The sequence below is a fragment of the Klebsiella sp. GG_Kp173 genome (assembly GCF_040062415.1).
GTDB classification, from domain to species: domain Bacteria; phylum Pseudomonadota; class Gammaproteobacteria; order Enterobacterales; family Enterobacteriaceae; genus Klebsiella; species Klebsiella quasipneumoniae.
The window spans coordinates 1-13,148 of the sequence record NZ_JBEAFZ010000022.1 but is presented as its reverse complement, the minus strand read 5'-3'; the positions used below and the strand labels follow the sequence as shown (position 1 = coordinate 13,148).

Below are 13,148 nucleotides of genomic sequence, written 5' to 3'. Positions count from 1 at the left end.
CGTGTATGGGTGGTATCAGTATTTGGCAGTTATTAATTGTTGTCGTCATCGTAGTTCTGCTTTTCGGGACGAAGAAGCTGAGCTCACTGGGGTCAGACTTAGGGGCATCCATCAAAGGCTTTAAAAAAGCCATGAGTGATGATGATAAACCTGAAAAGTCGGCGCCAGACGCAGATTTCACGGCGAAAACTATCGCCGATAAACAGGATGATGCAAAAAAAGACGAGACAAAACGCCACGACAAAGAGCAGGTGTAACTCGTGTTCGATATTGGTTTTAGTGAACTACTGCTGGTGTTTGTGATTGGCCTCATCGTTCTGGGGCCACAGCGGCTTCCCGTCGCGGTTAAAACGGTGGTTGGCTGGATCCGTACGCTACGGTCGCTGGCGACCACGGTACAGAATGAGCTGGCTCAGGAGCTAAAACTGCAGGAGTTCCAGGAGAGCCTCAAGAAGGTGGAAAAGGCCAGCCTGAATAACCTGACGCCGGAGCTGAAAGCCTCCATGGATGAGCTGCGCGAGGCCGCGGAGTCGATGAAGCGCTCCTATAGCGCCCACGATCCGGAAAAGGCCAGTGACGAAGCGAATACCATCCATAATCCGGTGGTGAAAGGCAGCGAAGCGCAGCGGCAGGACGTCACGCCGGCGACGGCAGAACATCAGGCCAGCGCTCCGGTTCATGCGCCGGATCCCGTGGCCGACGAGCAACCCGCTTCACCGGCAGAGAAAACATCCGCTACGGCGGCTGCCCCCCATTCTTCCCCCGCATCGAGTGATAAACCGTAAACATGGGCGTAGACGATACACAACCGCTAATTTCGCATCTGATTGAGCTGCGCAAGCGTCTGCTCAACAGCATCATTGCTATCCTGGTGATCTTCCTGGCGCTGGTCTATTTCGCCAATGATATCTATCAGCTGGTCTCGGCCCCGCTTATCAGCAAGATGCCGGTAGGCGCGACGATGATCGCCACCGATGTCGCTTCACCTTTCTTTACGCCGATAAAGCTGACCTTCATGGTGTCGGTGATCCTGTCGGTGCCGATTATTCTGTATCAGGTATGGGCCTTCGTCGCGCCGGCGCTGTATAAGCATGAGCGCCGGCTGGTGGTGCCCTTACTGGTCTCCAGCACGCTGCTGTTCTATATCGGTATGGCTTTCGCGTATTTTGTCGTGTTTCCGCTGGCGTTCGGCTTCCTTACCCATGCTGCCCCGGAGGGGGTGCTGGTCTCGACCGATATCCGCAGCTATCTCGACTTCGTGATGGCGCTGTTTATGGCGTTCGGGGTCTCTTTTGAGGTGCCGGTCGCCATTGTGCTGCTCTGCTGGATGGGTGTCACCACGCCGGAAGAGCTGCGCAAAAAGCGGCCGTATGTACTGGTGGGCGCCTTCGTGGTGGGGATGCTGCTGACGCCGCCGGACGTGTTCTCGCAGACGCTGCTGGCTATTCCGATGTACTGCCTGTTTGAAGTCGGGGTGTTCTTCGCCCGCTTCTACACCGGGAAGCGCCTGACGCGTGATGACGATGCCGCGGCCGAAGCTGAAGCCGCTGAGCACAGAGAAGAGTAATACCGCCAACCGCCCGTCAGGGCGGTTGGCATATGGAGCGATCATGTTTGATATCGGCGTTAATCTGACCAGTTCACAGTTTGCCCGCGACCATGATGAGGTGGTGGCGCGCGCCCGGGCGGCAGGGGTTCACGGCATGCTGCTGACCGGCACAAATTTACCGGAGAGCCAGCAGGCGCAGAGAATGGCGAGTCATTACGCCGGCTGCTGGTCCACGGCGGGGGTTCATCCCCATGACGGCAGCAGCTGGACGCCAGCGGTCGCCGAGGCGATTTATGCCCTCGCCCGCGAGCCGCAGGTGGTGGCGATAGGGGAGTGCGGTCTGGATTTTAATCGTAATTTCTCCACGCCCCAGGAGCAGGAGGAGGCGTTTAGTGCCCAGCTGGCGCTGGCCGCCGAGCTGTCGATGCCGGTGTTTTTACACTGCCGCGACGCCCACGACCGGTTTCTGGCGCTGCTTAAACCCTGGCTCGGGAAGATCCCGGGCGCGGTGCTGCACTGCTTTACCGGCAGCCGCAGCGAGGTGCAGGAATGTCTGGATCTGGGGCTGTTTATCGGTATTACCGGTTGGGTATGCGATGAGCGGCGAGGGCTCGAGCTGCGGGAGCTATTGCCGGCGATCCCGGCGGAACGTCTGCTGCTGGAGACCGATGCGCCCTATCTGCTGCCGCGCGACCTCAAGCCTAAACCCGCCTCGCGTCGTAACGAGCCCGCGTATTTGCCGCATATCCTGGCCAGCGTCGCGGCCTGGCGCGGCGAGGAGGCGCAGTGGCTTGAGATGCAAACGGACGCAAACGTCAGGGCGCTGTTTGGCGTCGACGTTAACGGCGCTTAGATTTTCTGGAAATCGGTGTTTTTAACGCTCTGCAGGACTTGCTTATTCAGCAGGTTTAACAGCAACATAGAGCGTGCTTCACCGTCCGGCTCGGTAAAGATAGCCTGTAAGCCTTCGAACGCGCCGTCGGTGATCAGTACGCTATCGCCCTCATGCGGCGTTTCCGGGTCGGTAATGCCTTCCGGTTTGTAGATAGAGAGCTGGTGGATGACCGCCGAGGGGACGATAGCGGGTAGGGCGCCAAAGCGCACGAAGTTGTTAACCCCGCGGGTGGCGCTGATGGTGGTGGTATGAATCACCTCTGGATCGAACTCAATAAACAGGTAGTTCGGGAACAGCGGTTCGCTGACCATGGTGCGTTTACCGCGAATGATTTTTTCCAGCGCAATCGTCGGCATCAGGCAGTTAACTGACTGACGTTCCAGATGTTCCTGGGCTCGTTGTAGCTGCCCACGTTTGCAATACAGTAAGTACCAGGCTTGCATAATGACTCATTCCACTTCTAATAACGGCAAGCATAACAAATGGCTGGTGTAATCGCGAAAGCCATTATAATTGAAATCCAAATTTCAGCGTTCTTTCACGCTAATTTAACAAAATTACAGCATCTCGCCGTTGAACACCGTATAATTAGCCGCCTGTAGAGAGGTCAATAACACTTTCATGAAATATCACGATCTTCGCGACTTTCTGACACTCCTGGAACAACAGGGCGAACTAAAACGTATCACTCTGCCGGTCGATCCTCACCTGGAAATCACCGAAATTGCCGACCGCACCCTGCGCGCTGGCGGTCCTGCGCTGCTGTTTGAGAATCCGAAAGGCTATACCATGCCGGTGCTGTGCAACCTGTTCGGCACGCCGCGGCGCGTGGCGCTGGGGATGGGCCAGGAGGACGTCAGTTCGCTGCGCGAGGTGGGTAAGCTGTTAGCCTTTCTGAAAGAGCCTGAGCCGCCCAAAGGTTTCCGTGATCTGTTTGATAAGCTGCCGCAGTTTAAGCAAGTGCTGAATATGCCCACCAAACGTCTGCGCGGCGCCCCCTGTCAGCAAAAAATCATCCAGGGCGATGACGTCGACCTGAGGAAAATCCCGATTATGACCTGCTGGCCGGAAGATGCCGCGCCGCTGATCACCTGGGGGCTGACGGTGACCCGTGGGCCGCACAAAGAGCGGCAAAACCTGGGGATTTATCGCCAGCAGCTGATTGGCAAAAACAAACTGATTATGCGCTGGCTGTCTCATCGCGGCGGCGCGCTGGATTTCCAGGAGTGGTGCGCGGCGCGTCCGGGGGAACGCTTCCCGGTTTCTGTGGCGCTCGGCGCCGACCCGGCGACCATTCTTGGTGCAGTGACCCCGGTGCCGGATACGCTGTCAGAATATGCCTTTGCCGGGCTGCTGCGCGGCACCAAAACCGAAGTGGTGAAATGCGTCTCGAACGATCTTGAAGTGCCTGCCAGCGCAGAGATTGTGCTGGAAGGTTATATCGAGGCCGGGGAGATGGCGCCGGAAGGTCCGTATGGCGACCATACCGGCTACTACAATGAAGTAGACCAGTTCCCGGTGTTTACGGTTACCCATATTACCCAGCGTGAAGACGCGATTTATCATTCGACCTATACCGGCCGTCCGCCGGATGAGCCTGCGGTGCTGGGCGTGGCGCTGAATGAAGTCTTCGTCCCGATCCTGCAGAAACAGTTTCCGGAAATTGTCGATTTCTATCTGCCGCCGGAAGGGTGCTCCTACCGCCTGGCGGTGGTGACGATGAAAAAACAGTACGCAGGCCATGCCAAGCGCGTGATGATGGGCGTCTGGTCGTTCCTGCGCCAGTTTATGTACACCAAATTCGTGATTGTCTGCGATGACGATGTTAACGCCCGCGACTGGAACGATGTGATTTGGGCGATCACTACCCGTATGGACCCGGCTCGTGATACGGTACTGGTAGAGAATACGCCAATTGATTATCTGGATTTTGCCTCGCCGGTTTCCGGCCTGGGTTCAAAAATGGGGCTGGATGCCACCAATAAATGGCCTGGCGAAACCCAGCGTGAATGGGGTCGCCCAATCAAAAAAGATCCTGCCGTCACGGCGCGCATTGACGCCATCTGGGATGATCTGGCCATCTTTAAACAACAGTAAGCGGGGCTAACGCCGCTGTTTTGCTCTTTAGACCCGACAGAGGGGACGCATGACAACCTTAAGCTGTAAAGTGACCTCGGTGGAGGCGATTACCGATACCGTGTATCGTGTTCGATTAGTACCGGAAGCGGCATTCTCTTTCCGCGCTGGCCAGTATCTGATGGTGGTAATGGATGAGCGCGACAAACGCCCATTCTCCATGGCCTCCACGCCGGCGGAACAGGAGTTTATCGAACTGCATATCGGCGCCTCGGAGCTCAATCTGTACGCGATGGCGGTCATGGATCGCATCCTGAAAGAGCGTGAAATTGAGGTTGATATTCCGCATGGCGAAGCCTGGCTGCGTGAAGATGAAGACCGCCCGCTGATTTTGATTGCCGGCGGTACCGGCTTCTCTTATGTGCGTTCTATTCTGCTCACCGCGCTGTCACGCAATCCTCAGCGCGATATCGCGATTTACTGGGGCGGTCGCGAGACCAAACATCTGTACGATCTGGCCGAGCTGGAAGCCTTGAGCGTCAAGCATCCAAATCTGCGCATCGAGCCGGTGGTTGAGCAGCCGGAAGAGGGCTGGCGTGGGCGTTCCGGCACCGTGCTGACCGCGGTGCTGCAGGATTACGGTACCCTGGCCGATCACGATATCTATATTGCCGGGCGTTTCGAGATGGCTAAGATTGCTCGCGACCTGTTCTGCAACGAACGCGGCGCGCGCGAAGATCGTCTGTTTGGCGACGCGTTTGCTTTTATCTGATATCTGCAAATAAAAAACCCGCCCCTGACAGGCGGGAAGAACGGCAACTAAACTGTCTCTCTTCGCCAATGACGTCATCACTGCGTTGGCTGCGCTTGCTCACCCGAATCACTTACTTCAGTAAGCTCATCGGGATTCGCTCGCTTGCCGCCTTGTTCTGACGCCATTGGCTGTGAGATACCCTTTTGTAAATTTACACCCGCTCAAACACGGTGGCGATCCCTTGTCCCAGGCCGATGCACATGGTGGCGAGGCCGAACTGGGCATCTTTACGCTCCATCTGATTGATCAGCGTGGTGCTAATACGCGCCCCGGAACAACCCAGCGGATGACCGAGCGCGATCGCCCCGCCGTTGAGGTTGATCTTCTCATCGATCTGCTCCATCAGGCCCAGATCTTTAATGCACGGCAGGATCTGCGCGGCAAAGGCCTCATTCATTTCAAAGACGTCGATATCGCTGGTGGATAAGCCCGCTTTTTTCAGCGCCAGCTTCGAAGCGGGAACCGGGCCATAGCCCATAATAGACGGGTCGCAGCCGACCACCGCCATCGAACGGACGCGGGCGCGTGGCTTCAGACCCAGTTCGCGGGCGCGGCTTTCGCTCATCAGCAGCATCGCCGCCGCGCCATCGGAAAGGGCGGAAGAGGTGCCCGCCGTTACCGTACCGGTCACCGGGTCAAACGCCGGCCTTAGGGTAGACAGCGTCTCGACGGTGGTTTCCGGGCGGATCACTTCGTCATAGTTAAAGGACTTCAGTACGCCATCGGCATCGTGGCCGCCGGTGGGGATAATCTCGGCTTTGAATGCGCCGGACTGGGTCGCAGCCCAGGCGCGGGCGTGGGAGCGCGCGGCGAACTGATCCTGCATTTCCCGGCTAATGCCGTGCAAACGCGCCAGCATTTCAGCGGTCAGCCCCATCATCCCTGCCGCCTTTGCCACGTTACGGCTCAGGCCCGGGTGGAAATCGACGCCGTGGCTCATCGGCACATGGCCCATGTGCTCCACGCCGCCAATCAGGCAGACGCTGGCATCGCCGGTCATGATCATGCGTGCGGCATCGTGCAGCGCCTGCATGGAAGAACCGCACAGACGGTTAACCGTGTTTGCCGGTACCGAATGCGGGATCTCCGCCAGCAGCGCCGCGTTACGGGCGATGTTAAAACCCTGCTCGAGGGTTTGCTGTACGCAGCCCCAGTAGATATCGTCTATCGCGCTTGCCTCAAGCGACGGGTTGCGCGACAGCAGGCTGCGCATCAGGTGCGCGGAGAGGTCCTCCGCGCGCACGTGGCGAAATGCGCCGCCCTTTGAACGGCCCATCGGGGTGCGAATAGCATCGACAATGACAACCTGTTCCATTGTGACTCCTTAAGCCGTTTTCAGAGCGCCAACCGGACGGGCTGGCTCTACCTGGGGATAATACGCTTCGTTATGGCGCGCTTTGTCTCGCAGACCGGCAGGGACTTCATACAGCGGCCCAAGGTGCTGGTACTGCTGCGCCATATCGAGATACTTCGCGCTGCCGATGGTATCCAGCCAGCGGAAGGCGCCGCCGTGGAACGGAGGGAAGCCGAGGCCGTATACCAGCGCCATATCCGCTTCCGCCGGGCTGGCGATAATGCCTTCTTCCAGGCAGCGGACGACTTCGTTAACCATCGGGATCATCATGCGGGCGATAATCTCTTCATCGCTGTAATCGCGCTTCGGCTGGCTGACTTCGGCCAGCAGGCTGTCGACGGCAGCATCTTCTTCTTTCTTCGGCTTACCTTTGCTGTCTTCTTTATAGCGCCAGAAGCCGAGGCCGTTCTTCTGCCCGAAACGGTTGGCGTCAAACAGGGCGTCGATAGCGTCGCGATAATCTTTCTGCATCCGCTGCGGGAAGCCCGCCGCCATGACCGCCTGAGCATGGTGCGCGGTATCAATGCCGACCACGTCCAGCAGATAAGCTGGGCCCATCGGCCAGCCAAACTGTTTCTCCATCACTTTGTCGACTTTGCGGAAATCCGCCCCGTCGCGCAGCAGCTGGCTAAATCCGGCGAAGTAGGGGAACAGCACGCGGTTGACGAAGAAACCGGGACAATCATTGACCACGATTGGCGTCTTGCCCATTTTGCTGGCCCAGGCCACCACTTTGGCAATGGTCTTATCCGAGGTTTTTTCGCCGCGAATCACTTCAACCAGCGGCATGCGATGCACCGGGTTAAAGAAGTGCATGCCGCAGAAGTTCTCCGGGCGCTGCAGAACGCTGGCTAGCTCGCTGATGGGGATCGTTGAGGTGTTGGATGCCAGTACGGTATCCGGGCGCACTTTCTCTTCGGTTTCCGCCAGCACCGCTTTCTTCACTTTCGGGTTTTCCACCACCGCTTCAACGACCACGTCCACGCGATCAAAACCGCTATACTCCAGCGTCGGCTGAATGATGCTTATGACTCCGGCCAGCTTCAGACCGTCAATTTTGCCGCGTTCCAGCTGTTTATTCAGCAGCTTCGCCGCTTCAGTCATCCCAAGGGTCAGCGATTTGTCGCTAATGTCTTTCATCACCACCGGCACGCCCTTCCAGGCCGACTGGTATGCGATACCGCCGCCCATAATGCCAGCGCCCAGTACGGCAGCATGCTTCGGTGTTTCGACATCTTTGGTCAGTTTTTTCGCTTTCGCTTTGACGTACTGGTCGTTCAGGAAGATACCGACCAGTGCGCGGGCCTCGTTGGTATGAGCCAGCGGGACAAAGCTTTTATTTTCCAGCACCAGAGCTTCTTCACGACCAAGACGCGCAGCGGCTTCGATGGTTTTCACCGCGGTGATCGGCGCCGGATAATGCTTCCCGGCGGTTTGCGCGACCATGCCTTTGGCGATGGTGAAACTCATCGTCGCTTCAATTTTGCTGAGTTTCAGCGGCTCCAGCTTCGGTTGACGTTTCGCTTTCCAGTCCAGGTCGCCCTGAATCGCCTGGCGCAGGATCGCCAGCGCGCCGTCGCGCAGTTTTTCCGCGGCGACCACGCCATCCACCAGGCCGATTTTCAACGCTTGCTCGGCGCCGACATCTTTCCCGGCAGCAATGATCTCCAGCGCGCTGTCGGCGCCGAGCAGGCGCGGCAAACGGACTGAGCCGCCGAAGCCTGGCATAATGCCGAGTTTGGTTTCCGGCAGACCAATGCGCAGATCCGGCGTCGCCAGGCGGTAATCGGTCGCCAGGACACATTCACAACCGCCGCCCAGCGCGTAACCATTGACGGCAGAGATAGTGGGGACGGGAAGATCTTCCAGACGGTTGAAGACGCTGTTAGCAAAATGCAGCCATTGGCTTAACTGCTCCTCAGGGACCAGGAACAGTGAGAGGAATTCAGTGATATCCGCGCCGACGATAAACGCCGCTTTTTCAGAGCGCAGCAGCAGGCCTTTGAGATCGTTTTGTTTTTCCAGTACATCCAGCGCGTGACCGAGGCTGGCTACGGTTGCGGTATCAAGCTTGTTGACCGAACCTGGGGCATCGAACACCAGTTCGGCGATGCCATCTTCCAGCCAGTCGAGGTACAGGGTGTCGCCTTTGTAGAGCATGTCAGTCTCCTGAATCCAGCAATATGATCTGGTCATACCAGATGAAACGGAGTGTGGAATTTATGTTAAAGAATTGCAAATTACTCTTTAAATAATTGCTGGTCGGATCACATCCGGCGGAAATCACCCGTACGCAGGTCGATGTGCTAAGATGCGGAGTATCACGATCCCATAAAAGCAAAGGACAAAAGATGGAATCCCTGGCCGCGCTCTATAAAAATCATATTGTTACCCTACAAGAACGTACCCGCGACGTCCTGGCCCGTTTTCAGATGGATGCTCTGCTGATTCACTCCGGCGAGCTGGTTAACGTCTTCCTTGATGACCATCCATACCCGTTCAAGGTCAATCCGCAGTTCAAAGCCTGGGTGCCGGTGACTCAGGTGCCTAACTGCTGGTTGCTGGTGGACGGTGTGAATAAACCGAAGCTGTGGTTCTATCTGCCGGTTGATTACTGGCATAACGTTGAGCCGCTGCCGACCTCGTTCTGGACCGAAGAGGTCGATGTGGTCGCGCTGCCGAAGGCCGATGGCATCGGCAGCCAACTGCCTGCCGCTCGCGGTAATATTGGCTATATCGGGCCGGTGCCGGAGCGCGCGCTGGGCCTGGGAATCGCCGCGGATAAGATCAACCCGAAAGGGGTTATCGATTATCTGCATTACTACCGGGCTTACAAAACCGATTACGAGCTGGCCTGTATGCGTGAAGCGCAGAAGTCGGCGGTGAATGGTCATCGTGCGGCCTATGAGGCTTTTCAGTCCGGGATGAGCGAATTCGATATCAACCAGGCCTATCTTACCGCCACCGGTCACCGCGATACCGATGTGCCTTACAGCAACATCGTGGCGCTGAACGAGCATGCTTCCGTCCTGCACTACACCAAACTGGACCATCGCGCTCCGGCGGAGATGCGCAGCTTCCTGCTCGACGCCGGCGCGGAATATAACGGCTATGCCGCGGATCTGACGCGGACCTGGGCGGCACACGGCGATAACGATTTCGCCCATCTGATTAAAGACGTTAACGACGAGCAGCTGGCGCTGATTAGCACCATGAAAGCCGGGACGCGCTACGTTGATTACCATATCCAGTTCCATCAGCGTATTGCGAAGCTGCTGCGTAAACACCAGTTAGTCACTGACATGAGCGAAGAGGCGATGGTGGAGAACGATCTGACCGGGCCATTTATGCCGCACGGGATTGGTCATCCGCTGGGTCTGCAGGTGCATGATGTTGCTGGCTTTATGCAAGACGACTCCGGTACGCATCTGGCGGCGCCAGCGAAATACCCGTATCTGCGCTGCACCCGTATTATCGAGCCGCGGATGGTGTTGACCATTGAACCCGGCATCTACTTTATCGAGTCGTTACTGGCGCTGTGGCGTGAAGGCCCGTTCAGCAAGCACTTCAACTGGCAAAAAATTGACGCCATGAAGCCATTCGGCGGGATCCGTATCGAAGATAACGTGGTGGTTCACGAAAACAGTATCGAAAACATGACGCGCGATCTGAAGCTGGCCTGATGGAGAGCTGGTTAATCCCGGCGGCGCCAGTTTCCGTCGTTGAGGAGATCAAAAAGAGCCGTTTTATCACGCTGTTGGCGCATACCGACGGCGTGGCGGCGGCGAAAGCCTTTGTCGAGTCGGTCAGAGCGGATCACCCTGATGCCCGCCACCACTGCGTGGCGTGGGTCGCCGGACCGCCTGATGATTCGCAACGGCTTGGGTTCTCAGACGATGGCGAACCGGCGGGAACGGCGGGTAAACCGATGCTGGCGCAGTTGATGGGTAGCGGCGTCGGTGAGATAACCGCTGTCGTCGTACGTTATTACGGTGGTATCCTGCTGGGCACCGGCGGCCTGGTGAAAGCCTATGGCGGCGGTGTCCATCAGGCGCTGGCGCAGTTGACGACGCTGCGCAAGACGCCGTTAACGGCATATACTTTGCAATGTGAATATGGGCAACTGGCCGGCGTTGAAGCGTTGCTCGCCCAATTTTCCGGGAATGTCGTTGAAAGCGAATATCTGGCGTCGGTTCGGCTGCGCGTGGCGCTTCCCCAGGCCGAAGTGGCGGCTTTTTCAGCAAAACTGGCTGATTTTAGTCGCGGTTCATTGCAATTACTGAAGATTAACGAATAATCCCCTCTGTTTTTTTGCCTATCAAAGGAAGCGCCAGAGATGCATTTTCGCGCCATAACCCGAATCGTTGGACTGCTGGTCATCTTATTCTCGGGGACAATGATCGTCCCGGGATTAGTGGCCCTGATATATCGCGATGGCGCGGGACGGGCCTTCACTCAAACTTTTTTTGTCGCTCTGGCGATCGGCTCCATGCTGTGGTGGCCGAACCGTAAGCAAAAGGGCGAACTGAAATCTCGTGAAGGGTTTCTGATCGTGGTGCTGTTCTGGACCGTGCTGGGTAGCGTAGGGGCCTTGCCCTTTATATTCGCCGAACAGCCGAACCTGACGGTGACGGATGCCTTCTTCGAGTCATTTTCCGGCCTGACGACGACCGGGGCGACCACCCTGGTGGGGCTGGACTCGCTTCCGCACGCTATTCTTTTTTACCGGCAGATGCTGCAGTGGTTCGGCGGCATGGGGATCATTGTGCTGGCGGTGGCCATTCTGCCTATCCTCGGCGTCGGGGGGATGCAGCTCTACCGCGCGGAAATGCCCGGCCCGCTGAAAGATAACAAGATGCGCCCGCGCATCGCCGAGACGGCAAAGACATTGTGGCTTATCTATGTGTTACTAACGGTCGCCTGCGCATTGGCGCTCTGGTTTGCCGGTATGCCGGCCTTCGATGCGATAGGGCACAGCTTCGCCACCATCGCTATCGGCGGTTTCTCGACTCACGATGCCAGCGTCGGCTATTTCAACAGCCCGATGATCAACTCCATCATTGCCATCTTCCTGCTGATCTCCGGCTGTAACTACGGTCTGCATTTTTCGTTGTTGAGCGGACGCAGCCTGAAGGTGTACTGGCGCGACCCTGAGTTTCGAATGTTCATTGGCGTCCAGTTGACGCTGGTCATCGTCTGTACGCTGGTGCTATGGCTTCATAACGTGTACGGCTCGGTGCTGACGACGCTGAATCAGGCGTTTTTCCAGGTGGTGTCGATGGCGACCACCGCAGGATTCACCACCGATAGCATTGCGCGCTGGCCGCTGTTCCTGCCGGTGCTGCTGCTGTGCTCCGCATTTATCGGCGGCTGCGCTGGCTCCACGGGCGGTGGCTTAAAGGTGATCCGTATCCTGTTGCTGTTCAAGCAGGGCAACCGTGAGCTTAAGCGTCTGGTTCACCCGAATGCGGTGTATAGCATTAAATTAGGTAACCGCGCGCTGCCGGAACGTATTCTGGAAGCAGTGTGGGGATTCTTCTCCGCCTATGCGCTGGTCTTTATCATTAGTATGCTGGCTATTATCGCCACCGGGGTGGATGACTTCTCTGCTTTCGCCTCCGTGGTGGCGACATTGAACAACCTCGGGCCTGGGCTCGGCGTCGTCGCGGACAACTTTGCCACCATGAACCCGGTCGCGAAATGGATCCTGATTGCTAATATGCTGTTTGGTCGTCTGGAAGTGTTCACCTTACTGGTGCTCTTTACTCCCACTTTCTGGCGCGAATAACAGGAGTGCTCGTGAAAACTTTAATTCTCTTTTCCACCCGCGACGGGCAGACCCGTGAAATCGCTTCGTTTCTCGCCTCGGAGCTGAAAGAGCTGGGTATCGATGCGGATACCCTGAATCTGAACCGTACCGATAACGTGGAATGGCATCATTATGATCGCGTGGTGATTGGCGCGTCGATTCGCTACGGACACTTTCATCCGGCGGTGGACCGCTTTGTGAAAAAGCACCTGGCAGCATTGCAGGCGCTGCCGGGGGCATTCTTTTCGGTGAACCTGGTTGCGCGCAAACCCGAAAAGCGCACGCCGCAGACCAATAGCTATACGCGCAAGTTTCTGCTCAACTCGCCTTGGCAGCCGCAGAGCTGCGCGGTGTTTGCCGGGGCGCTACGTTACCCGCGTTACCGCTGGTACGATCGGTTTATGATCCGCCTGATTATGAAAATGACCGGGGGCGAAACGGATACCCGTAAAGAAGTGGTCTATACCGACTGGCAACAGGTCTCCCGATTTGCCCGAGAAATCGCGCAAATGATCCGCAAACAGGGCGTTTAAACAGCGTCTTGATGGAAAAGCGAGCGAACGAAAAGTTTTTTTGCATTTCCCCTTGTCACCTCGGAATTACTCCCTATAATGCGCCTCCACTGACACGGAACAACGGCAAGCAAGCCGC

13 protein-coding genes are annotated in these 13,148 nt (G+C 57.1%); 10 read left to right on the top strand and 3 right to left on the bottom strand.

Features of this window, described 5'->3' with window-relative positions; all coding sequences use genetic code 11:
• Nucleotides 1-5 precede the first annotated feature (5 nt).
• The 4 genes from tatA to tatD are packed head-to-tail and all read left to right on the top strand — an operon-like array spanning nt 6 to nt 2,402.
• The gene (gene tatA / locus ABLU50_RS12315) at nt 6-257 is read left to right on the top strand and encodes a Sec-independent protein translocase subunit TatA (protein ID WP_002883425.1); all 252 of its coding nucleotides are present in this window, start codon (nt 6-8) and stop codon (nt 255-257) included.
• A gap of 3 nt (nt 258-260) precedes the next feature.
• Nucleotides 261-785 (top strand): Sec-independent protein translocase protein TatB, encoded by a 525-nt coding sequence (gene tatB, locus ABLU50_RS12310; RefSeq protein ID WP_057212548.1) that lies wholly within the window; start codon nt 261-263, stop codon nt 783-785.
• Between the two features lie 2 nt (nt 786-787).
• Complete coding sequence (tatC, locus tag ABLU50_RS12305) at nt 788-1,567, top strand: Sec-independent protein translocase subunit TatC (protein ID WP_004886745.1); 780 nt, start codon at nt 788-790, stop codon at nt 1,565-1,567.
• A 43-nt stretch (nt 1,568-1,610) separates the two neighbouring features.
• Nucleotides 1,611-2,402: a 3'-5' ssDNA/RNA exonuclease TatD gene (gene tatD, locus ABLU50_RS12300; protein WP_023319455.1), complete on the top strand. Its 792-nt coding sequence runs from the start codon at nt 1,611-1,613 to the stop codon at nt 2,400-2,402.
• Here the strand turns inward: tatD and rfaH are convergent.
• Nucleotides 2,399-2,887 carry a transcription/translation regulatory transformer protein RfaH gene (gene rfaH / locus ABLU50_RS12295; protein WP_004886742.1) on the bottom strand — a complete coding sequence of 163 codons (489 nt, stop codon included), beginning with the start codon at nt 2,885-2,887 and terminating at the stop codon, nt 2,399-2,401. The genes tatD and rfaH overlap by 4 nt on opposite strands.
• Nucleotides 2,888-3,065: 178 nt before the next feature.
• Here rfaH and ubiD point away from each other — a divergent pair, with 178 nt between their 5' ends.
• Nucleotides 3,066-4,541 carry a 4-hydroxy-3-polyprenylbenzoate decarboxylase gene (gene ubiD, locus ABLU50_RS12290; protein ID WP_004886738.1) on the top strand — a complete coding sequence of 492 codons (1,476 nt, stop codon included), beginning with the start codon at nt 3,066-3,068 and terminating at the stop codon, nt 4,539-4,541.
• 49 nt (nt 4,542-4,590) lie between these two features.
• A complete protein-coding gene (fre, locus tag ABLU50_RS12285) occupies nt 4,591-5,292 on the top strand; it encodes an NAD(P)H-flavin reductase (RefSeq protein ID WP_004886735.1) in 702 nt (233 codons plus the stop codon).
• A gap of 193 nt (nt 5,293-5,485) precedes the next feature.
• On the opposite strand, the gene fadA is transcribed toward fre, so the two are convergent.
• Nucleotides 5,486-6,649, bottom strand: coding sequence for an acetyl-CoA C-acyltransferase FadA (gene fadA / locus ABLU50_RS12280; protein ID WP_004886733.1), 1,164 nt, complete (start codon nt 6,647-6,649; stop codon nt 5,486-5,488).
• Nucleotides 6,650-6,658: 9 nt separating this feature from the next.
• Entirely contained in the window at nt 6,659-8,848 is a 2,190-nt protein-coding gene (gene fadB / locus ABLU50_RS12275; protein ID WP_087832704.1) for a fatty acid oxidation complex subunit alpha FadB, read from the bottom strand.
• A 191-nt stretch (nt 8,849-9,039) separates the two neighbouring features.
• On the opposite strand from fadB, the gene pepQ reads away from it, so the two are divergent.
• Genes pepQ through hemG form a run of 4 tightly spaced genes read left to right on the top strand, consistent with a single transcriptional unit; the run spans nt 9,040 to nt 13,030 of the window.
• Entirely contained in the window at nt 9,040-10,371 is a 1,332-nt protein-coding gene (pepQ, locus tag ABLU50_RS12270) for a Xaa-Pro dipeptidase (RefSeq protein ID WP_087832705.1), read from the top strand.
• Nucleotides 10,371-10,985 carry an IMPACT family protein gene (locus tag ABLU50_RS12265; protein ID WP_087832706.1) on the top strand — a complete coding sequence of 205 codons (615 nt, stop codon included), beginning with the start codon at nt 10,371-10,373 and terminating at the stop codon, nt 10,983-10,985. The genes pepQ and ABLU50_RS12265 overlap by 1 nt, the downstream gene beginning before the upstream one ends.
• Nucleotides 10,986-11,024: 39 nt before the next feature.
• Nucleotides 11,025-12,476: a Trk system potassium transporter TrkH gene (gene trkH, locus ABLU50_RS12260; RefSeq protein WP_004886724.1), complete on the top strand. Its 1,452-nt coding sequence runs from the start codon at nt 11,025-11,027 to the stop codon at nt 12,474-12,476.
• 11 nt (nt 12,477-12,487) lie between these two features.
• Nucleotides 12,488-13,030 (top strand): menaquinone-dependent protoporphyrinogen IX dehydrogenase, encoded by a 543-nt coding sequence (gene hemG, locus ABLU50_RS12255; protein WP_023319457.1) that lies wholly within the window; start codon nt 12,488-12,490, stop codon nt 13,028-13,030.
• Nucleotides 13,031-13,148: the final 118 nt, after the last annotated feature.

What these genes read in the sequence shown, in the direction of transcription:
- tatA (WP_002883425.1), top strand. Translation starts at nt 6, where the DNA reads ATGGGTGGTATCAGTATTTGGCAGTTATTAATTGTTGTCGTCATCGTA.
- tatC (WP_004886745.1), top strand. Translation starts at nt 788, where the DNA reads ATGGGCGTAGACGATACACAACCGCTAATTTCGCATCTGATTGAGCTG.
- tatD (WP_023319455.1), top strand. Translation starts at nt 1,611, where the DNA reads ATGTTTGATATCGGCGTTAATCTGACCAGTTCACAGTTTGCCCGCGAC.
- rfaH (WP_004886742.1), bottom strand. Translation starts at nt 2,887, where the DNA reads ATGCAAGCCTGGTACTTACTGTATTGCAAACGTGGGCAGCTACAACGA.
- ubiD (WP_004886738.1), top strand. Translation starts at nt 3,066, where the DNA reads ATGAAATATCACGATCTTCGCGACTTTCTGACACTCCTGGAACAACAG.
- fre (WP_004886735.1), top strand. Translation starts at nt 4,591, where the DNA reads ATGACAACCTTAAGCTGTAAAGTGACCTCGGTGGAGGCGATTACCGAT.
- fadA (WP_004886733.1), bottom strand. Translation starts at nt 6,649, where the DNA reads ATGGAACAGGTTGTCATTGTCGATGCTATTCGCACCCCGATGGGCCGT.
- fadB (WP_087832704.1), bottom strand. Translation starts at nt 8,848, where the DNA reads ATGCTCTACAAAGGCGACACCCTGTACCTCGACTGGCTGGAAGATGGC.
- pepQ (WP_087832705.1), top strand. Translation starts at nt 9,040, where the DNA reads ATGGAATCCCTGGCCGCGCTCTATAAAAATCATATTGTTACCCTACAA.
- ABLU50_RS12265 (WP_087832706.1), top strand. Translation starts at nt 10,371, where the DNA reads ATGGAGAGCTGGTTAATCCCGGCGGCGCCAGTTTCCGTCGTTGAGGAG.
- trkH (WP_004886724.1), top strand. Translation starts at nt 11,025, where the DNA reads ATGCATTTTCGCGCCATAACCCGAATCGTTGGACTGCTGGTCATCTTA.